Source organism: Pseudomonas sp. R3-57 (assembly GCF_051132065.1).
Taxonomy (GTDB): Bacteria; Pseudomonadota; Gammaproteobacteria; order Pseudomonadales; family Pseudomonadaceae; genus Aquipseudomonas.
The window spans coordinates 1,378,585-1,400,235 of the sequence record NZ_CP071655.1 but is presented as its reverse complement, the minus strand read 5'-3'; the positions used below and the strand labels follow the sequence as shown (position 1 = coordinate 1,400,235).

Genomic DNA, 21,651 nt, shown 5'->3' with positions numbered 1-21,651 from the left:
TGACGTCATCATCAGATTGTCGGTCGGTGTGTAAGATTTAGCGCTTTTGACTGAGATTCGCCTACTGTCAGATCTGACAGTATTTACGACCGTTTATCGGGAAATCGGCTTACGTCAGCTTTGAAGAACCAGGTTCAACTTCAAAGCGCTCGCTATCGACCCAGTCAGACCTTTTCTCGACATCGTTGAGGCTCTGTCTGAACCGAGACCACTGCCCTCCTGTCATTAGCGACGATCCGGCCTGCGCTCGCCAGCCAACCAAGGGGTCGACAGGAATGTTCGCGGTCATCACCAGATCCGGATCGAACCAGCTCACGACTTCTCCGATACCCTGGCGACCGCTGCCTGACAGGGATACCGGGTTAGCTACCCAACTACCGGGTGCCGGTAACTCAATGGTGGGCGCGTAAGTGCTCAGCACAATCGGGCGGATTGCCGGTTCAGATTCGAATTCGTCGAGCGCCGAGACCACCTCCAGCAGAGAATCGCCGCCAGGCTGGCCGAGTTCCAGCCTCACCGACCAGGTGCGATCAGCCTTCACTGGCGCGCTTTGTTGCTCAGTGCCAACCTTGACGGTCACCGTGTCGCCAGCCACACCGAACCCGGAGACCACCAATACCCGCCCGGCATGTTCGTCTGTCGTCGGAGACTCGATATCGGGTGCTTTCGGGACTACCTGATAGGTAACTTGATCGCTGTCTCGCGATGTTTGAGGGACACCGTTATCGTCGTAAATTTGCAGCGCCCAGATAGTCTTATCGCCCACCGGCAAGGTCACCTCGGCACTCCAGTTGCCCTCGCCATCAACATTCGCTTCGGTGATCGGCGCAGAAGTTTCGCCGAGCATCCACACTTCAACCCTTGCGTGTGGCATCCCCTTGCCGGTGAGCTTCGAAGTACGTGGCAACCGTTGTCCGTCGTTCGGGCAGGTAATCTCCGGAGGGGGGACGACCGCCTTGAACTTGCGTTGCTCACTTCGCTTGAAAGGCCGCGAGTAAATCGTTTGCTCCGCCCGGATGACATGCTCATCAAACGCCAGCTCCGTCAGGGCGATCACCCATTCGCCATCATTGGCCAAGAGTTGTGGTGGAGTCAGATACTTCCCGTATCGATCATCCCACAATCGCATAGTGGCACCTGCCATGCCGCCCGAGCCGGTGACGGACAGGTCGCGGGGTACTTCACTGCCTTCCAGCGGATAAGTGATAACCGGCTGTTCCACTACCGGATAAACCGTGAAAGTCTTCGCCGCTTTCGGCGATTCCAGCTCCGCGGCAACTTGCTTCACCTCAATCGTGTGGGGAGTATCAGCGATGAAGGGTGTGGCTCGCTGAAACGTCCAGACCTCTGCAACGACAGGCGCTTTATAGGTCTGTGAATCACCGTTGAAGTTGATATGCACTTCGGCTCCCGACCAACCGGTTCCGCTGAATACCGGAGAAAGACCTTCTTCGGAAGGTACGTTCAGCCCGGGCGCCAGGGGGGGGACAGTGACTTTGAGGACGCACCAGGTGGGCGACCACTGACCATCCAGAATTTGTTTGACATGGACTTCCCGATTGTTTGAGGGCCCCCAGATTGCAGATGCTGTTGTTGACCATTCATTACCGGAAACGACTGTCGTTGGCGCCGCGAGGTTGGCGCTGTTGGGATGCCGAACGTGCACCGTGGCACCGTTGAAACCCTTGCCACTGAAGGTGGGTCGGTATTCCACGGTGTGCTTTAAATCACTGACATCAGGCAGCGCTTTGTTCAGGGTGAATTGCAGGGGCAGTGAGTCGATCCAGCCGCCGGCGCCATCGGACAGCCTCTGCACAATGGTCAGTGCGTATGTACCCACCGGCCAGTTCGTCGCGATGGTTTCCCATTTGCCGTTCGCCACGACAACAGAGGGCGGGGGTGTTGCACTCGGGCCACTGTCGACAGTGATTTGCACTGTGGCGCGGTCATGCCCCGCTCCAGCGAATTTCACGGTGGTGTCAGTGGGATAGGTGACGACAGGGGCGGTCAGCTTGGGCGGGCGGATTTTGAAGGCGCGGGCAGCGCTGGGCGTGGATGGAATGCCATCCCCTTCCTGCACCGCTACGAGTGACAGTACTCCTGGGTCCAGGCCCGTCAGTGCTGCGCTCCAATCTCCGGCCGCCGCGCCGGGAATACTGATCAACGGCGGATTGCCGGCCAGATCCTTGAAAATCTTGATGGTCGCGTTTGCCACCGCGCCATTCCCGGTAAGGGTGAACGATGTGTCTTGCAGGCTAGCTGCAGGAGGCCCAGCGATCAGCAGCGCGGGAGGCCGGATATGCAGCGTCAGCGGTTGGCTACGGCCGGAGGGGACGTTATTCAAAGTCTGTTCGACGACGAGACTGAGCTTACCCGACGGTACTCCAGTGAGCGGAATACTCCAGGCACCATTGCCCGCAGGCACGGTGCCCGAGCCATAAAGCGGAGTGTTACCTACGGGGGGCAGAACCTCCAGCCGGGCGCCGGGCGCACCGTTGTTACCTTCCAACAGGAAAGACTGATCGTGTATTGAAGACGGTAGTGGTTTCAGGATATTGGGCGGGCCCAGGAAAACAAAATCGTAGTTTGGGCCTTCTACAGAAAGGATATCGTACACACGCTGACGAGCAACAAGTGTATACCTGCCAGATGCCTCAAAAACATAGTCACTAGTATCACTCCATCTGCCATCCAAGTCATCATCGGATACCTCAAGCACTTTCGTATTCGTATTCTTTATATATACCTCAACTATTGCACCATATATTGCCTTTTCACCACTGATACGTGGATGCCGCCCACTATCGACTGAAGTAATTACCGGACCAGACCACATCACCGCGAAAGGATGGAAAATCGAGTCTATACCATTGACATAACCGTTCACTGTACACTTAGCATAAACAAGTTTAATACCTTCAGTAAAACTGGTCACGATCTTGAATAAACCTTTATCGGAAACCGCTATTCTGGAACTACAAGGCTCGCCTGTAGAAAGAAACAACTGCACCTCCGCGCCTGGAGCGGCAGAGCCTTCAATTATTACAACACTCGATGTATAAACGTTGAATTTCTCTGAACTAATAACCGGAGGTTCCATTAAGAAAAACGAACCAGAATCGAACCAACCGCTCCACCAATCGTTGACTCTGTACTGGTAGTGAAGATAGTTGGCCCCAACTTTTCGAGGCCCTAATTCATACCATAAATGTATCGGATCTCTAATTACTTGCCCAGGCATCGCCCAACGATGATATTTACCATAGTAATTACCAGTAGCATCATCGTAAATATGCGCCTCTATTTCGTGTACATCGCCAATTGCTGGCGCAATAAAATCTTCCTTAATGTCAAGTACATGTCTTGATATAGGTTTGCGAAATTCCTTGATGGGAACAAGAATACTTGGAGTTTCTTCCCGCCCAGGCTTTGCGAGCTCTTTTTTTCCATTTTCAAGTTGTTCACCGGCCGCTTTATCGTCGTCGTTCAGTTCATTTTCCATGACACGGTGCCTCAATGAATGGATGCAAGAGCTGCCGCTGCAATTAAATCGACTGCCTTAAAATACGACACCTGTAAATTCTGACAGTCCCGACGAGCGGTAATCTTTCCAATAGGCTGATGACCTTTAGACGTGAACAACAGCAGCGGGCGCTGTTGCGTCTACATCGCCGGGAACTCGCCGGCATGTTGAAGATGCTCGCAACGTGAGCCGTAGCGTCGCCAATCAGTGGTCGATTTAGTGGCCTGTGAGTGACACGAAGGATTTTCGCGCAATCGAATCAAGCCGAAGCCGGCAACGGCTGAAAACTGAAATACTGCCGCAGCGCTTGCACCAACAGGCCAAATTCCACTGGCGGTTGCAGAAGAATGAACCCGGCGTCGTAATGCAGTGGCGTGGCATCTTCATGGCACCACACGCAGCAGGCGCTGAAGTCGATGGTCTGCTGGCAGCCATCGCTGGAAGGGATTTTCAAACGTAGTTGAAAGTCGACGCCGACCATCATCGGCAATTGACTGATGAGCATCAGCCCGTCTTCGGAGACGTCGCCCAGAAAGCCGATCGGTTTGTCGGTGACGGTGTTGAACACCCTGAGGAAATACGGCAGCTGATGCCGCTGGATCCGGCGGTCGGTAAACATGCGCAGTTCGCCATGCAAGGCTCCATCACGGAGCCGCACCTTTGCTTCGGAACGTGCCCGTACTGGGGCCGCTCTCCCCGCTTCCGGTGTGCCGGTCGCCAAGTCGCCGTCACCTTACCGCTGACCAGTTGCAGGTGTTGTTCCGGATTTCTGCGTGTGCGCTGGATCCGGGTTATCTGACTATAGCTGAGCTTGTACACACGGCCAGATTTTGTACCGCAACGCTGGGATCAGAAACGCGTCGGACGGACCACGGCTGCCGCGCTGCGGGTCGGGTAGTGGCCCAGGCTCTGCAAGGTTTCCAGACGCGCGCGGGCGCGGTAGGCGTATTCGCTGTTCGGGTACGAGGCGATGATGAACTGGTAGGTCTGCACCGCGTCGATGTAGAGCTTCTGCCGTTCCAGGCACTGGCCGCGCATCATTGACACTTCCGGCCACACGTACGGGCGGGCACGGCTGGCGCGTTCGACCTTGGACAGCTCGAGCATGACCTGCTCACAGTTGCCACGGTCGTAGGCGCTGTAGGCGTTATTCAAATGATGGTTCATCGACCAACGGGTGCAGCCCGTGACGGCGAGGACGCTGAGGGCAAGGGCGGCAATGGGCAACAATCGCATGGGGGTTCTCCTGTCTTGTGCTCTGTATCGACCCATCGTCGGAAATCTTCAGGCGCGTTTGTCCCGAAGTTGCTGCGTTCAATAAAGAAAACGATAAGTAGTGCAAACGAACAATGACTACACCCTTCGAGCATAGTAGCCTTCGCTGGCGCTTGAACTCAGGAGTCTTTGCATGTCCGTCCGTCGTACCAAAATCGTCGCTACCCTTGGCCCGGCCAGTAACTCGCCGGAAGTTCTCGAACAGCTGATTCTGGCTGGTCTGGACGTCGCCCGTCTGAACTTCTCCCACGGCACCCCCGACGAGCACAAGGCTCGCGCGAAGCTGGTGCGTGACCTGGCTGCCAAGCACGGCCGCTTCGTCGCCCTGCTCGGTGACCTGCAAGGCCCGAAAATCCGTATCGCCAAATTCGCCAACAAGAAGATCGAGCTGAAGATCGGCGACAAGTTCACCTTCTCCACCAGCCATCCGTTGACCGAAGGCAATCAGCAAGTGGTCGGCATCGACTACCCGGATCTGGTCAAGGACTGCGGCGTGGGCGACGAGCTGCTGCTCGACGACGGCCGTGTGGTGATGCGCGTTGATACCCAAACCGACGATGCCTTGCATTGCACCGTGACCATCGGCGGCCCGCTGTCCGATCACAAAGGCATCAACCGTCGCGGTGGCGGCCTGACCGCACCGGCCCTGACTGAAAAAGACAAGGCCGACATCAAGCTCGCCGCGGAAATGGAAGTCGACTACCTCGCCGTGTCGTTCCCGCGTGACGCTGCCGACATGGAATACGCCCGTCAACTGCGCGACGAAGCCGGCGGCACTGCCTGGCTGGTGGCGAAGATCGAACGCGCCGAAGCCGTAGCGGACGACGAAACCCTCGACGGCCTGATCAAGGCTTCCGACGCAGTGATGGTTGCCCGTGGTGACCTCGGTGTGGAAATCGGCGACGCTGAGCTGGTAGGCATTCAGAAGAAGATCATTCTGCACGCACGCCGCCACAACAAGGCGGTGATCGTTGCGACCCAGATGATGGAGTCGATGATCCAGAACCCGATGCCGACCCGCGCCGAAGTCTCCGACGTGGCCAACGCCGTGCTCGATTACACCGACGCCGTGATGTTGTCCGCCGAATCCGCCGCTGGCTTGTACCCGCTGGAAGCCGTGCAGGCGATGGCGCGGATCTGCGTCGGCGCGGAAAAGCACCCGACCGGTAAAACCTCCAGCCACCGCATCGGCAAGGAATTCACCCGCTGCGACGAAAGCATCGCGCTGGCAACCATGTACACCGCCAACCACTTCCCGGGCGTCAAGGCGATCATCGCCCTGACCGAAAGTGGCTTCACCCCGCTGATCATGTCGCGTATCCGCTCCTCGGTGCCGATCTACGCCTTTACCCCGCACCGCGAAGCCCAGGCTCGCGCGGCGATGTTCCGCGGCGTCTACACCATCCCGTTCGATCCAGCCTCGCTGGAACCGCACGAAGTCAGCCAGAAAGCCATCGACGAACTGACCAAACGCGGCGTCGTGGAAAAAGGCGACTGGGTCATCCTGACCAAGGGCGACAGCTACCACACCACCGGCGGCACCAACGGCATGAAGATTCTGCATGTCGGTGATCCGCAGGTCTGAGTGACGCGCTGAAAAACAAGAGCCCCGGCATGTGAATGCCGGGGCTTTTTGTTGTCTACGTTGAATCGAAAGCCCTCACCCTAGCCCTCCCGAAACGTCGGACCGCCCCGAGGGAGAGGGAACCGATCGAGGGATATTGCAGAATTGCACCGACCTGATAGCTCTGCGTTGAATCCGACCGGTTCTTCCAGGTCGATGTAAAACGCATCACACCTCGGTTGGCGCCCTCTCCCTCGGGGCGGTCCGACGTTTCGGGAGGGCTGGGGTGAGGGTTGGCTTTTCAATGCCGTTTGATAAATCCGCTCAAAGCCGCCAACGCCTCCGGCGATCGCAGCCGCTGGGTAAACAACGCGCCCTCCTCCTCAATCACCTTGCGCAACAATTGACGATCCGGCGCCTTCATCAATTGCTTACTAATGCGCACCGCCTCGGCTGGCAGTTCGTCGAAGCGCAGCGCCACTTCCCGGGCCTTGCTCAACGCCGCGTCGCCACTGCCCAGCGCCTCGGTGGCAATGCCCCAGGCTGCGGCTTGTTCACCGCTGAAGCCTTCGCCGAGCAACAACAGCTCTGCTGCTCTGGCCTGCCCGAGCAGCCGCGGCAGGATCAGGCTGGAGCCGAATTCCGGGCACAGCCCCAGATTGACGAACGGCATGCGCAAGCGTGCATCGCGGCTGACATAGACCAGATCGCAATGCAGCAGCATGGTCGTGCCGATACCCACTGCGGCACCGGCCACGGCGGCGATCACCGGTTTGCGGCATTCGAGCAGATTGAGCATGAAGTGGAACACCGGGCTGTCGAGGTCGCTCGGCGGTTGCTGGATGAAGTCGGCAATGTCGTTGCCGGCGGTGAAGCATTCGGCGCTGCCGCTGATCAGCACGGCATTGATGTCGGGATCGCTGTCGGCCTGTTGCAATGCCTCGGCGAGGCGGCTGTACATGGCGCGGGTCAGGGCGTTTTTCTTGTGCGGGCGATTGAGGCGCAGGGTCAGTAAACCGCATTCGCGGTGCAACAGGATGGCTTCGGTCATGGCGTGTCTCGCGTCTGAATTCAGCGCTCAACCACGGCTCAGGAACACGTCGGCCAGCAGTTGGTTGCGCGGCAATCCGGCCAGATACAGGCGCCGGGCGAAGGCGTCGACACTGGCGGTCGAGCCGCAGACTAAAGCCAGGGTTTGCCGGGAAACAAGGCGCAGTTGCGCCAAAGCGACGGCCGACTCGGCCGCCGTCCATAACTCGACACTGAGGTTTTCGCGCTGCGCCGCCAGTGCCGCCAGGGGTTTGGCCAGATAGTGTTCGCGCTCGTCATGGGCCAGATGAATGACGCGGATGGCGCCTTGGTGATCCTGGCGCAAGGCTTCGCGCAGCACACCGAACAGCGGGCCCAGCCCCGTTCCAGCGGCCAGCAGCCACAAGGGCCGGTCGTGCCAGTCAGGGTCGTAGTGCAAGGCGCCGCCACGCAATTCGCCGAGGCGCAGCGGGTCGCCGATCTGCAAGCGGCGCGCCGCGTCGCTGAACTCACCAGGCTGACGGCAATCGAGGTGGAATTCGAGAAAACGGTCTTCCTGCGGCAGGCTCGCCAGCGAATAGGGACGCGCAATCTGCCCGAGCCACAGCACCAGATGTTGCCCGGCGCTGTAGCGCAGTGGCTGTTGTGCTGTCAGGCGCAGCCGCAGGACGTTGTCGCTGAGCCAGTCCAGAGCCTCGACCACGGCCGGGCGACCGTCGGTAACCGGGTCGAAGGTGTGTATCTGCAAATCTTCGGTTATCTGACACTGGCAGGCCAGGCGCCAGCCGTCCTGACGCTGCTCAACGCTCAAGGCGTCCGGGCGATTATCGGCGGGCAGGCCTTGCACGCACTGCACCAGACACGCATGGCAACTGCCTGCGCGGCAACTGTAAGGTACGGCGACGCCGTTCTGATTGAGCGCATCGAGCAGGTTGCTGCCCGCCGCCACCGACCAGTGCCGCTCACCGACACGCAGTTCAGGCATCGACGTTCTCCCACGCTGCCGCGCAGCGATTGCGCCCGTCGCGCTTGGCCCGGTACAGCGCCTGATCGGCGCGCTGCAAGGCGTCGTCCAGATCATCACCCAGCCCCAGCAGGGTCATGCCAGCCGACAAACTGAGGTTGCGCACATTCAAGCCCACCAGTTCCACATCGGTAAAGGCGATACGCAGGCGCTCGCAGCACGCGGTCAGCCGTTCGGCGTCGCAATCGGGCAGCAGCACGACGAATTCCTCGCCACCATAACGCGCCAGCACATCGCCCTCGCGCAGGCATGCCTGGGCGACCCCGGCGAAGGCTTGCAATACCTGATCACCCGCCGCATGACCGTGCAGGTCGTTGATGCGTTTGAAATGGTCGAGGTCGATCAAGGCCAGGCCATGCACGACATCGCTGTCCATCGCATTGAGCTCGCGTGAGGCCAGGCGCAGGAAGTGCCGACGGTTGAACAACCCGGTCAGTTCATCGGTGGCGACCAGATCCTCGAGTTGGCGCATCATCCCGCGCAAGGTGTCCTGATGCGCCTGCAAGGCAAACCGGCGCTGGCGCTGGCGTTGCCGCGAAACCTGGACGAAGCGCGCATACAGCACCAGCCACGCCAGCACCAGCGCCAGTACGCACACCTGCAACGCCGCGAGCGCCGGTTCGCGCAGGCGCAACTGGTAACCGTCCCACAAGGTGATCGCACTGAAACTGAAGAACACCAGCAAGGCACAACGGACGAACGCTCGCCGACTGAGATGGAACAGCCCGAACAACAGGATCATCACGTAAAACACCAGAAAGACGCCGCGCGCCTCATCCAGATGGGCGATCAGCCAGGTCTGCCAGCCGAGCCCGAGCAGCACTTGCGCTTCGGTCAGGCTGGGGTCGGCGAAACGCAGGTTGCGCCCGCTCCAGAACAACGCAAACAGCACCGCCTGGCTGATGACCACCAACGCGCTGCCGATGCTCACGGCGCTAAGGGATTGCTCGTAATGACCGGTAAAAAACGCCAGCCACAGCAGCAGCAAAGCCAATCCGTAGGTGGCGGCAGCGAGGGCGAAGCGTTTGAGCAAAAGACGTTGAATGGCGTTATGGGTCAATCGTTGACTCACCGTGCGATAAGAAGCTGACCGAGTGTCCTACTCTACAGACCGGTTGCCACTTTAGAGGCCCGGTCGCTAAATGACCACCGATTTTCGGGCCGGGAAAATGGCGTCAAAAGTGTGGCCCGCCTGGCCCAGACGGGCAGCTACAAGTCGCGAGCTTCAAGCGGCAAGTTAAAGCATTACGCGTACTGCTTGAACTTGCCGCTCGACGCTTGAAGCTTGAAGCTGCCGCCGAGAATGACCGCCAATGCGTGTATGCCCCTTTGATGCGCGGTATACTGCCGCGCCTTTTTAGCGTCGCGCCACAAAGGGACAGCTACAAGCCGCAAGCCTGAAGCGGCAAGCTCAAGCTGTCCGCGTAATGCTTAACTTGCCGCTCGAAGCTAGAAGCTTGTAGCTGCCCCATCGTGTTTTAGAGGAGCGCGACTCATGACCGTGATCAAGCAAGACGACCTGATTCAGAGCGTTGCCGACGCCCTGCAGTTCATTTCCTATTACCACCCCGTGGATTTCATCCAGGCGATGCACGAAGCCTACCTGCGCGAAGAATCGCCAGCGGCCCGTGACTCGATGGCGCAGATCCTGATCAACTCCCGCATGTGCGCCACCGGCCACCGCCCGATCTGCCAGGACACCGGTATCGTCACCGTGTTCGTGCGTGTCGGCATGGACGTGCGCTGGGATGGCGCCACCATGGGCCTGGACGACATGATCAACGAAGGCGTGCGTCGCGCCTACAACCTGCCGGAAAACGTCCTGCGGGCTTCGATCCTCGCCGACCCGGCGGGTGCTCGCAAGAACACCAAGGACAACACCCCGGCGGTCATTCACTACTCCATCGTTCCGGGTAACACCGTGGAAGTGGACGTGGCGGCCAAGGGCGGCGGTTCCGAGAACAAGTCGAAAATGGCCATGCTCAACCCGTCCGACTCGATCGTCGACTGGGTGCTCAAGACCGTCCCGACCATGGGCGCCGGCTGGTGCCCGCCGGGCATGCTCGGCATCGGCATCGGCGGCACCGCCGAGAAAGCCGCGGTGATGGCCAAGGAAGTGCTGATGGAGTCCATCGACATTCACGAACTGAAGGCCCGTGGCCCGCAGAACCGCATCGAAGAAATGCGTCTGGAGCTGTTCGAGAAGGTCAACCAGTTGGGCATCGGCGCCCAGGGCCTCGGTGGCCTGACCACCGTGCTCGACGTGAAGATCATGGACTACCCGACCCACGCCGCCTCCTTGCCGGTGTGCATGATCCCCAACTGCGCCGCCACCCGTCACGCGCATTTCGTGCTCGACGGTTCCGGCCCGGCCTCGCTGGAAGCGCCGCCGCTCGACGCCTACCCGGAAATCGTCTGGGAAGCCGGCCCGTCAGCCCGTCGCGTCAACCTCGATACCCTGACCCCGGAAGACGTGCAGAGCTGGAAACCGGGCGAAACCGTGCTGCTCAACGGCAAGATGCTCACCGGTCGTGACGCTGCGCACAAGCGCATGGTCGAGATGCTCAACAAGGGTGAAACCCTGCCGGTGGATCTGAAAGGTCGCTTTATCTACTACGTCGGTCCGGTCGATCCGGTCGGTGACGAAGTGGTGGGCCCGGCTGGCCCGACCACCGCGACGCGGATGGACAAGTTCACCCGGCAGATCCTCGAGCAGACCGGCCTGTTGGGCATGATCGGCAAATCCGAGCGCGGCCCGACCGCAATCGAGGCGATCAAGGACAACAAGGCCGTGTACTTGATGGCCGTGGGCGGCGCCGCTTACCTGGTCGCCCAGGCGATCAAGAAGTCCAGGGTATTGGCATTCGCCGAACTGGGCATGGAAGCGATCTACGAGTTCGAGGTCAAGGACATGCCGGTCACCGTGGCGGTGGACAGCAAGGGTGAGTCGGTGCACATCACCGGTCCTGCGATCTGGCAACAGAAGATCAGCGAAAGCCTGGCGGTCGAAGTGCAATAAGCGCTTTGCCTGAATGAAAACGGCCGGTTCATCCACAGCGATGACCCGGCCGTTTTTGTTTATGCGTGCATTTGGCGATAAAAACGTTGGCCAAGCACACAAAACAGTCTTGCGCACCTGTCAGATCTGACAGGTCCATTTCTCGGCGATTCTTGTTAGCGTCAATCCATTCAAGCCCGACCTGCGCGCAATGGATTCGACCATGGCTGAGCCACAAGACCTGAGCATCACCACGCCCTCCATCGCTACCAGCACGTCGATCGCCACCATCGGTAAGAGCTGGGGCAGTGTCGGACCGACCGGCGCTGCATCGTTTGAGCTGCCGATTCCCCTTTCGACTGCGGATGTCTTGAGCCCCACCCTGGCGCTGAGCTACAGCAGCCAGAGCGGCAACGGTAGCTTTGGCATCGGCTGGAATCTGCTCGGCGTCGGTCAGGTCAGCCGTCGCACCAACAAGGGTGTGCCGCGCTACACCGATCACGATGAAATCATCGGTCACGATGGCGAAGTGTGGATGCCAGAGCTCGAAACCGACGGGTCAATCAAGGCACGACTGGAGTCGAGCTACAACGGCGTCGACATCGGCCCGCACCGCGTGGTGCGTTACTGGCCGGCGATCGAAAGCGATTTCGCTTTGCGCGAACGCTGGCAGCGGCAATCCAAAGAAGCCAGCCCATCCGACTTCTGGCTGATCCACGGCGCCGACGGCTCGCTGCACCTTTACGGCAAAACGGCCGCTTCACGTCGCGCCGATCCCGACGCCCCGCAGCGAATCAGCGCCTGGCTGCTGTGCGAAAGCATGAACGCTCGCGGTCATCACATCTATTACGAATACAAGGCCGACGATCAGGAAGCCGACCCGCTGCATGACTACCGCGCGCAGCGCTATCTGCATCGGGTTTACTACGGCAACTGCACCGCCAGCAGCCAGCTGGATAGCTGGGGAACAACCAACCCCGCCGAACTCGACTGGTACTTCCATCTGGTGTTTGACTATGGCGAGCGCAGCACCTCGTTGACCGATATCCCGGTGTATGAGGGTGAAACACTTCAACCGTGGACGCTGCGAGCGGACCGCTTTTTCACCCATGGTCAGGGCTTCGAACTGGGCACCCGCCGCCTCTGCCGGCAAGTACTGATGTTTCATGACATCCCTGTTGGAGAAAGCCGAAGCAAAAAACTCGTGCGCCGTCTGCTGCTGGAATATCGCCAGCCACAGAATATCGGACAATGGGCTTACAGCCAGATCTGTGCAGCGCATTATCAGGCGTTCGATGCCCGTGGCCTTGTCGAAAACACACCGCCGATAGAATTCGACTACAGCCCTTTCGAACTCGATAAAACGTCGACGCGACTGTTCGAACACCAGGTTCAGCCTGGGATTGAAGACGGTGGGTTCTACCAGTGCGTCGATCTTCACGGCGAAGGCGTACCCGGTTTTTTGTGTCGATATGACCAGAGCTGGTATTACCGCGAACCGCTGCGCGACGGGGTGGGAACGGACAAGATCACCTACGGGCCGTGGACCGCGCTGGAGCGGATTCCCGCGGCCAACCGCAATCGCGCGGTGCAACAACTGCTCACGGACCTGACCGGTGACGGGCGGCTGGAATGGGTCACGGCACAACCGGGCAGCAGCGGCTTTCGCACCCTGACCGCGCAACAGGTGTTCGCCGACTTCGTGCCGTTCAAGGCCTTCCCGCTGGATTTTTTCAACCCGTACGCAGTACGCGGTGACTTCAGCGGCGACGGCCTGATCTCGATAGGTTTGATCAACCCGCACTCCGTCAAGGTTTACGCCAACCAGCGCGAACACGGCTTCGCCGCGGCGCAAGAAGTGGTGCACAAACCCGACGATGACCGCTTGCCGGTGTTCGGCGATTCGCCCACGGAGCGGGTGCTGCTGGGCAATCTGTTGGGCAGCGACATGCCCGAGCTGTGCCGGATTCGCCACGACGAAATCCGTTGCTGGCCGAACCTCGGTCATGGCCGCTTCGGCAAGGGTCGCAAGATCAGCGATCTGCCGTTTACCTACGAGCAATTCGATGCCTCCCGAGTGCGTCTGGCCGACCTCGACGGATCGGGCGCGACAGCCTTGATCTACCTGCGCTCGGAGGCCTTCGATATCTACCTGAACCGCGGCGGCAATGGTCTGGAGCAGATACCGATCAGCGTGCCATGGCCTGCCGGCGTGCGCTATGACCGCTTCACGCAAGTCAGTTTCGCCGACCTGCAAGGCCTCGGATGCGCGAGTTTGATCCTGACGGTGCCGCACATGCAGCCGCAGCACTGGCGCTACGATTTCGTTGCGGCCAAACCGTATCTGCTGACCACCAGCAACAACAATATGGGTTGCAGCGCCGAGGTGATCTACCGCAGTTCGGCGCAGGAATGGCTGGATGAAAAACACCGCTTGCTGACCCTCAAGCGCTTGCCGGTCTGCCATTTGCCGTTTCCGGTGCCGGTGGTAAAGAAACAGCGGCAACTCGATGAAATCACCGGCAACTGCCTGACTCAGCAATTTAGCTGGTGCCAGGGTATGTACGACAGCCGCGAGCGCGAATTCCGCGGTTTCGGCAAATTGCTGCAGTCCGACAGCGAAAGCGCCTCGGGTGACGAGGATGCCGGTTTCAGTGAAGCCGTGCGCGTCTGCACTTGGTTCCACACCGGGCAATCGCTGGATCTGCCGCGCGATGACTGTTTCAATCGGGACCGGGGCGCGGTGGCGCTGGGCGATACCTTGTTCAGCCGCTATCACGCCAACGATGACGAGGACGAAACAATCGATCCGCCGAATGACGACACCCGCTACCAGATGGCCCGAGCACTGGTCGGCTCGGTGTTGCGCAGCGAAACCTGGGCTGCAGCCGATCTGGACGTGCCTGGCCTCGCTGTTCCTCACACGGTGCAAGAGCTGCGCTACCGGGTACGCGAGGTACGCCCGCAAGGTGTGTATGGCGCTGCGGTGCTGCTGCCGCTGCTGCTGGAAAAAATCGATTACCAGTACGACCGTTTCGTTGACGATCCGCTGTGCCGCAAAGAGCTCAACCTGCGCTTCAACGCCCATGGTCAGCCGACCCATTCCATGACCGTCAGTTACGCCCGGCGACTGACCGAAAAGGATGAGCCTCCGTTCGGCGATCCCGATGAACAGCGCTGGTGGCAGGACGCCCATGACCCGTGCCAGCAGTGTTATTACGTGAATGAAATGCGCGCGCGGTTCATTGATCTGCTGGAGCCTGATCACTGGCGCCTGGGGTTGCCGTATCAACAGCGTGGCAATGCGTTGGTGCTGCCCAAGGGCACGCTGCCCGCAGGACTGGAACCGGCGCAGATTACCTATGAATCCCTTATCGCTCATGAGGATTCCACGCACTGGAACAGCGAACGTGTGCTGACCAGCCAGTCGGTGCAGCGCTACGTCGATACGAGCGGTCGCCCGCTACCCGATGGCGTTGCCGGGTTCGAAGCGTTGTCCGGGAGCCTGGAACTGGCGCAACTGGACAAAACTGCGCTGGATGCCTACAGCGATCCGGCCCTGGGCATCGACATACGGGTGGAACTGGCAAAAATCGGTTACGAGCCCATGCCGTTTCGGTTCCAGGAGTCGCCGCCTAATGACGAGCAGAACCTCTGGTCCGCCTGTTACGGCTACGCCGAATATGCCGGTCTTGAAGGTTTCTACAAAGTCCGTCGCTACCGCGAAACGCTCAGCCACGGCTACACCCGCGGCGAGTATGACGTCCATGGACTGGCCGTCACGCTCGTCGAGCTGCCGGATGGCTGCACCACGCGCATCACGTACGATTACCACGCGCTGCAACCACTGCGCATCATTGATGCCAACGACAATATTCACGAGGCAATTTACGAGCCTTCCGGCCAGCCGCTGGCGACCAGTTTTTACGGTACCGAAAACGGCTTGCCCGCAGGCTTTGCGCCCCTGGACGCCTACGAACCGGTGCAGGACCAGCCCGGAAGCTGCCATTGCCGACCCCGCCGGGACGTTGCAAAAAGCCGCCAGCACCTTGCACAAGGATCTGTTCAGCTGGATGGGGCGTGTGCCGGGCGATATCGACCCATGGGTCGCCCGCGGCTACCTTCTGCCCAGCGGCCATGTCAGAGCCAGTGCCCGTTGGCAACTCGAACGGCGCCGGACCGCCCTGCCGCCCGATGAACAGTCCTTGTTCGAAGCAATTACGACGGCGCATCGCGAACCGGTACACAGCGTGATGCTCAGTGCCGACCGCTACCCCGACGATCCGGTGCCGGCGCAGATCCAGATCATCAAAGCCTGCGTTGACGGGTTTGGTCGGGCGCTGCAGACCCAGCAGCTGGTAGATCCGGGCAAGGCCTGGGCGGTGGGCGCAGACGGCTCGCTGATCGTGGAAAACGGCCAGATCAAGGAAGTCGATGCCGACCCGCGCTGGCGCATCAGCGAACGCGTCGAGTACAACAACAAGGGCCTGCCGGTGCGTCAGTTCCGGGGTTTTTTTGCCAACACTCACCGCTATGTCAACGACCAGTCGCTGCGCGAGTCGGGCTATTTCGATCAGGTGTTTTATGACGCCTTGGGCCGACAGATCAGACTGATCAACGCCAAGGGTGATTTTTCTCGCGAGTCGTATCACCCGTGGTATCACGCCAGCGAGGACTTCAATGACACCGCCGAGTCACCGCTGCCTGTAAGGGTGCAGCGGTCATGATCGCCAGCCTGCATCGGCGTACGCCGGCGCTGGCGGTGAGCGATGCGCGCGGTTTGCCAGTGCGGCAGATCGCATATCTGCGCACTGTCGCCGATGAGCCGCCCGTTGTCCTGGTGACCCGACAGCAGCATGACCACGCGGGCCGAGTGGTCGAGCAGTGGGATTCGCGTCTTGCGGTGCCGGCGCTGATCGCGGTACACCGCCTCGACGGCGCGCTACTGCGGTCGGCCAGCGTCGATTCCGGCTGGCGCCTGCACTTGCCGGGGCCGGCCGGGGAGCCCTTGCAGCGTTGGGACCAGCGCCACACGCGCTGGAACTCGACCTTCGATGCACAACTGCGCGTGCTGACGCTTGCCGAAAACGCCGAGGTAACCGACAGGTTCACCTATGCCGATGCGTTGGCTGATGCCGGACGCAATCAGCGTGGCCAATTGCTGGAACAGAACGATCGTTCGGGCACATTGACAGTGGACAGCTTTTCTCTTGCCGGCCAAGCGCTGAAAGAAACCCGCACTTTTGCCGACGCCCTGGCGTTCAGCAGTCAGCGGCGGTTCAGTCCACTGGGCGCAGTGCTGGAGCAGACCGACGCCGGCGGCCACCGGCAACTGTCACGCTACGGTCTGGCCGGGCAACCCAGACAATTGCATCTGCTGATCAACGGCCACACCGAATGGCAAACGGTGTTGCAGGATGCGCAGTACAACGCCACTGACCAGATCGTCGAACAACAGGCTGGCAACCAGGTGCGCGGTCGCTGGAGCTACGACCCCGCCGACGGCCGTCTGCACACCCAGTCCAGCCGCAAGAGCGACGGCAGTGTCTTGCAGGATCTCGAATACTTTTACGACCGCGTCGGCAACATCCTGCGCATCGAAGATCATGCGTTCGAGCCGCATTATTTTGCCAACCAGCGCGTCGACGGCCACCGCGAATTCAGCTACGACTCGCTTTACCGATTGATCCACGCCACGGGTTACGACGACGCGCCACCAAGCGATATTCCCGGCCTGCCGCAACCGACCGACCCGAACAACCGCCTCAACTACACCCAGACCTACCAATACGACCACGGCGGCAACCTGATCGAGTTGCGGCATGTGCGCGCCGGCAACAATTACACCCGGCGAATGCACATTGATTCGCGCAGCAATCGCGGGGTGCGCTGGGCAGAAGGCGTCGATCCGGACTTCGACACGCTGTTCGACCGCCACGGCAATCAACAGGCCGTGCACCCCGGCAAACCTCTGCTCTGGACTGTTCGTGACGAAGTGCAACAGGTGACGCTGGTCGGCCGCGAAAATCAGATTTGCGATATCGAGCGATACGAATACAGCCAGGGGATGCGCGTTTTCAAACGCCACGAATACCTGGCCGCCAACGCCGAACATTTTCATCAGGTGCGCTATTTGCCAGGCCTGGAAATCCGTACCAAAGACAACGGCGAAGAACTGCACATCATCAGCGTCGGCAGCGCGCGCTGCCTGCACTGGGTGGCGAACAAACCCGATGGCATCGATGCTGATCAATTGCGCTACAGCCTTGAGGATCATCTCGGTTCCTGCGTGATCGAACTCGATCAACAGGCGCGACTGATCAGCCAGGAAGGTTATTACCCGTTTGGCGAGACCGCATGGATGGTCGCGCGCTCAGCGCTTGAAGTGAGCTACAGGTTTGTCCGTTATTCGGGCAAGGAAATGGATGTCAGCGGGTTGTATTACTACGGCGCCCGGTATTACGCGCCGTGGTTGCAGCGCTGGATCAGCACGGATGCGGAGCAGGCGGATGGTTTGAATCTGTATGCGTTTGTGGGCAATAACCCGATGCGCTATGTAGATCCAGACGGAAACAAAAGAGCGGAAGGCGTCATCATGCTGGCATCGCAGTTTGTTTCTGCAGTCAACGAACATTCCCAACAGGTGGTCGCCCAGCTACATAACATCCTCTATCCGCAGCCCGCTGCCGCGAACATGCTTATGAATTTTGCCGTAGAAGGTGGCTATTGGCTTGCCTCGACGTACCACGGAGGCAATCTGGGTAGCGGCCTTGTCGAACCCGTTCTTCCCATGCCTGACGCCAACATATTTCCCACACCCGCCGGGCTTATCGGCGGCAACATCGCCGGCGATGTCACCGCAGGCATGATCGCTCCGGTAGCAGAGAGTGCCGGGCTGGGGTTTGGTCCGCTTATTCCGCAGACGTCGAAAATGTCTGTCAGTGCCATTGACGAACGATTGGGCGTCAGTGGCGCCGTCAGCGAAATCAATTCCTGGTCAGACATGACGGACGAACTGCTCAACCCGGCGCTCGATTCTGTCCTCAATCCCGACTTCATCATGAATAGAGTGGTTGGCTCAGTATTCTCGATCATTCCCCATTTTCTGACGCTGTTCACCAGGGCCGTGGAGAACGAGGACATCAAGAATCGGCTCGATCCAGTGAAAATCGAAAAAATCGAAAAAATGCTCGATGAATGGAAAGCTGCCGTCGGGCAACGCGCTGCCTGGGCAGAAAACGCATTCGATGCCTTGGGCACGGACGCCATCGACCCTGCAAACGTACTGACCAACGTCACTCATATGACGTCCCCCGAAGCCCTGGCACCGATCACTCGCTCAGGACTGCGCCAGCAAACCAAAACCACCTTGGGCCACATCAGCCGCGCGCAAAACATGCTCGCCTACTACAAGGAAACGGGCTCAACGGACAATCAGCACCTGTTAAGGCAAGCTCATCAGGCAAGCAAAAAACCGCACGGGCGGTTGTATAACTGGTACACCCAAGGATGAAAGCCGGAGCAGTCCATTGGCGTACGCCGATGCTTGCCGTGACAGACCCTCGCCAGTTGCCGGTACGGCGGATCGAGTACCTTCGCGAAACAGCGAACGGCGTCGTCATCGCTCTGGTCACGCGCCAACAGCACGACCCGGCAGGCAGACTGATAGCCCAGCGGGACCCACGCCTGCCCGAGGCCAACCTCACTGCCATTCATGCACTGAACGGCGAACGGTTGAAAACCGGCAGTGTCGATGCCGGCTGGCGCTTGAGTCTGCCAGGCCTGGCGGGCGAGCCGTTGCAGCGCTGGGATGCGCGCGGCAACCATTGGCGGACGACCTTCGATGAGCAACTGCGCAAAGTGGCGGTCGATGAAAACAACGAGGCCGGTGTCGACATCTTCACCTACGCTGGCGCCACGGCTGATGCAGGATATAACCAGCGCGGCAAGTTGCTGGAACAGAAGGATCGCTCGGGCTCCCTGCGCACCGACAGCTTCGCCCTTGTCGACCACACGCTGAGCGAAACCCGCACTTTCCACGAGGGTGCAGCGTTCACCAGCCGATATGTGTTCAGCCCGCTGGGTGCAGTGCTTGAGCAGACCGACGCTGGCGGCCATTGGCAGCAATCGCGCTACGGTCTGGCCGGACAACTCAAACAAATGCATCTGCTGATCAATGGCAAAACCGATTGGCAGACGGTGTTGCAAGTCATCAGCTACAACGCCGCCAACCAGATCATTGAGCAACTGGCCGGCAACGATGTGCGCAGTCGCTGGACCTACGACCCGGCGGACGGCCGTCTGCACACCCAGTCCAGCCGCAAGAGCGACGGCAGTGTCTTGCAGGATTTCGAATACTTTTACGACCGCGTCGGCAACATCCTGCGCATCGAAGATCATGCGTTCGAGCCGCATTATTTTGCCAACCAGCGCGTCGACGGCCACCGCGAATTCAGCTACGACTCGCTTTACCGATTGATCCACGCCACGGGTTACGACGACGCGCCACCAAGCGATATTCCCGGCCTGCCGCAACCGACCGACCCGAACAACCGTCTCAATTACACCCAGACCTACCAATACGACCACGGCGGCAACCTGATCGAGTTGCGGCATGTGCGCGCCGGCAACAATTACACCCGGCGAATGCACATTGATTCGCGCAGCAATCGCGCGGTGCGCTGGGCAGAAGGCGTCGATCCGGACTTCGACACGCTGTTCGACCGCCACGGCAATCAACAGGCCGTGCACCCCGGCAAACCTCTGCTCTGGACTGTTCGTGACGAAGTGCAACAGGTGACGCTGGTCGGCCGCGAAAATCAGATTTGCGATATCGAGCGATACGAATACAGCCAGGGGATGCGCGTTTTCAAACGCCACGAATACCTGGCCGCCAACGCCGAACATTTTCATCAGGTGCGCTATTTGCCAGGCCTGGAAATCCGTACCAAAGACAACGGCGAAGAACTGCACATCATCAGCGTCGGCAGCGCGCGCTGCCTGCACTGGGTGGCGAACAAACCCGATGGCATCGATGCTGATCAATTGCGCTACAGCCTTGAGGATCATCTCGGTTCCTGCGTGATCGAACTTGATCAACACGCACAACTGATCAGCCACGAAGGTTATTACCCGTTTGGCGAGACCGCATGGATGGTCGCGCGCTCAGCGCTTGAAGTGAGCTACAGGTTTGTCCGTTATTCGGGCAAGGAAATGGATGTCAGCGGGTTGTATTACTACGGCGCCCGTTATTACGCGCCGTGGTTGCAGCGTTGGGTCAGTGCAGACCCTGCGGGGGATGTGGACGGGTTGAATCTGTATGCGATGGTGTCGAACAACCCGATGGTCAATGTCGATACCGATGGCCGCAGACAGTTCGACTTTTCCCAAATCGTCGGTGTGTTTCGCACCACAGCCAACGTCGCGAGCCAGGCTCATGATGCAGCAACTGAATTTGATGGTCCCGATGACGAAGCCGATGTCAGCCAGGAAACCCGGGCCGGGATGACCTTCCGCCGCTACCTCTTCAGCAAAAACGGATTGGGGGCTTTCGGTCTGGGTTTCACTGTCGGTGCCGCCGTCGGCGGAGCGGCCGGTTCGTTCGCACCGGTCATTGGCAACACGATTGGCGGTTTTGTCGGTGGTCTGCTCGGCGGATTGGGAGCAGCCTTTATTCGTTACCGGTTTTTCAAGCGCGGCATTCGCGTAACCGAAGCGCTGCACACGGCTGAAGTGCGCGACGCCACACAAACCATTGCGCAGGGTGCAAATGATTTGGCCAATGGCACGCTGCCACAGTCCATTCAGGAAGGGATCAACCAGCTCCGGCAAACAGCCACAGAGGCCATTCTGCAAAAGGTCCAAAAGATGGCCCCACTCGATCAGCTTGATTTCGCAAAACTAGTGGACGAGGGCCTTTCCGTCGCTGACGCTTACCGCACGATAACGGCTAAAACCACTGCGCTTATCAACAACACCCGGGACGCACTGGAAACGACTCGAGACGTACTTGATAACCTCAGCGAAGCAGAGGATGTGACTGAACGCCTGAAACAACTGGAACAGTCAATTGCTGACGAGCCACGTCCCAGACCCGTGCCGAAACCACGGCTGAATCTACAGCGAAGACGTTCGGTGCAGGAAACGGCCGTATGACCCACGTGGCCCGCGCGGACAGCACGCCGGGCCACCTCGGCGCATGCTATCGTGCCCGCCCGTCCTGCCGACCCTTCGCCCAG

General features: G+C 59.7%; 12 protein-coding genes. 6 read left to right on the top strand and 6 right to left on the bottom strand.

What is annotated here, in order from left to right; all coding sequences use genetic code 11:
* Positions 1–109 precede the first annotated feature (109 nt).
* The 3 genes from J3P93_RS06420 to J3P93_RS06410 all read right to left on the bottom strand — a co-directional run bounded on the left by J3P93_RS06420 (position 110) and on the right by J3P93_RS06410 (position 4,759).
* Positions 110–3,502: a hypothetical protein gene (locus J3P93_RS06420; protein ID WP_434595946.1), complete on the bottom strand. Its 3,393-nt coding sequence runs from the start codon at positions 3,500–3,502 to the stop codon at positions 110–112.
* 280 nt (positions 3,503–3,782) lie between these two features.
* On the bottom strand, positions 3,783–4,142 hold the full coding sequence (locus J3P93_RS06415; RefSeq protein WP_434595944.1) for a PilZ domain-containing protein: 360 nt from the start codon (positions 4,140–4,142) through the stop codon (positions 3,783–3,785).
* Between the two features lie 230 nt (positions 4,143–4,372).
* A complete protein-coding gene (locus tag J3P93_RS06410) occupies positions 4,373–4,759 on the bottom strand; it encodes a tetratricopeptide repeat protein (protein WP_093098895.1) in 387 nt (128 codons plus the stop codon).
* 172 nt (positions 4,760–4,931) lie between these two features.
* Between J3P93_RS06410 and pyk the strand changes: the two genes are divergently transcribed.
* A complete protein-coding gene (gene pyk, locus J3P93_RS06405; protein ID WP_090285716.1) occupies positions 4,932–6,383 on the top strand; it encodes a pyruvate kinase in 1,452 nt (483 codons plus the stop codon).
* A gap of 280 nt (positions 6,384–6,663) precedes the next feature.
* On the opposite strand, the gene J3P93_RS06400 is transcribed toward pyk, so the two are convergent.
* From J3P93_RS06400 to J3P93_RS06390, 3 genes are read right to left on the bottom strand one after another with little or no spacing between them, the layout of a single operon-like run.
* Positions 6,664–7,413 carry an enoyl-CoA hydratase-related protein gene (locus J3P93_RS06400; RefSeq protein ID WP_434595941.1) on the bottom strand — a complete coding sequence of 250 codons (750 nt, stop codon included), beginning with the start codon at positions 7,411–7,413 and terminating at the stop codon, positions 6,664–6,666.
* A 27-nt stretch (positions 7,414–7,440) separates the two neighbouring features.
* On the bottom strand, positions 7,441–8,376 hold the full coding sequence (locus J3P93_RS06395) for an iron-sulfur-binding ferredoxin reductase (protein WP_434595939.1): 936 nt from the start codon (positions 8,374–8,376) through the stop codon (positions 7,441–7,443).
* On the bottom strand, positions 8,369–9,475 hold the full coding sequence (locus tag J3P93_RS06390) for a GGDEF domain-containing protein (RefSeq protein WP_208939988.1): 1,107 nt from the start codon (positions 9,473–9,475) through the stop codon (positions 8,369–8,371). The genes J3P93_RS06395 and J3P93_RS06390 overlap by 8 nt, the downstream gene beginning before the upstream one ends.
* 435 nt (positions 9,476–9,910) lie before the next feature.
* Here J3P93_RS06390 and J3P93_RS06385 point away from each other — a divergent pair, with 435 nt between their 5' ends.
* The 5 genes from J3P93_RS06385 (at position 9,911) to J3P93_RS06365 (ending at position 21,568) form a co-directional block, all read left to right on the top strand.
* Positions 9,911–11,434, top strand: a complete 1,524-nt coding sequence (locus tag J3P93_RS06385; protein WP_434595937.1) for a fumarate hydratase — start codon at positions 9,911–9,913, stop codon at positions 11,432–11,434.
* A 202-nt stretch (positions 11,435–11,636) separates the two neighbouring features.
* Positions 11,637–15,611, top strand: a complete 3,975-nt coding sequence (locus tag J3P93_RS06380; RefSeq protein WP_434595935.1) for a SpvB/TcaC N-terminal domain-containing protein — start codon at positions 11,637–11,639, stop codon at positions 15,609–15,611.
* 7 nt (positions 15,612–15,618) lie between these two features.
* Complete coding sequence (locus tag J3P93_RS06375; RefSeq protein WP_434595933.1) at positions 15,619–16,140, top strand: hypothetical protein; 522 nt, start codon at positions 15,619–15,621, stop codon at positions 16,138–16,140.
* Entirely contained in the window at positions 16,137–18,926 is a 2,790-nt protein-coding gene (locus tag J3P93_RS06370) for an RHS repeat-associated core domain-containing protein (RefSeq protein WP_434595931.1), read from the top strand. Before J3P93_RS06375 ends, J3P93_RS06370 begins: the two co-directional genes overlap by 4 nt.
* Positions 18,927–18,955: 29 nt before the next feature.
* Positions 18,956–21,568 (top strand): RHS repeat-associated core domain-containing protein, encoded by a 2,613-nt coding sequence (locus tag J3P93_RS06365; RefSeq protein WP_434595930.1) that lies wholly within the window; start codon positions 18,956–18,958, stop codon positions 21,566–21,568.
* Positions 21,569–21,651 lie beyond the last annotated feature (83 nt).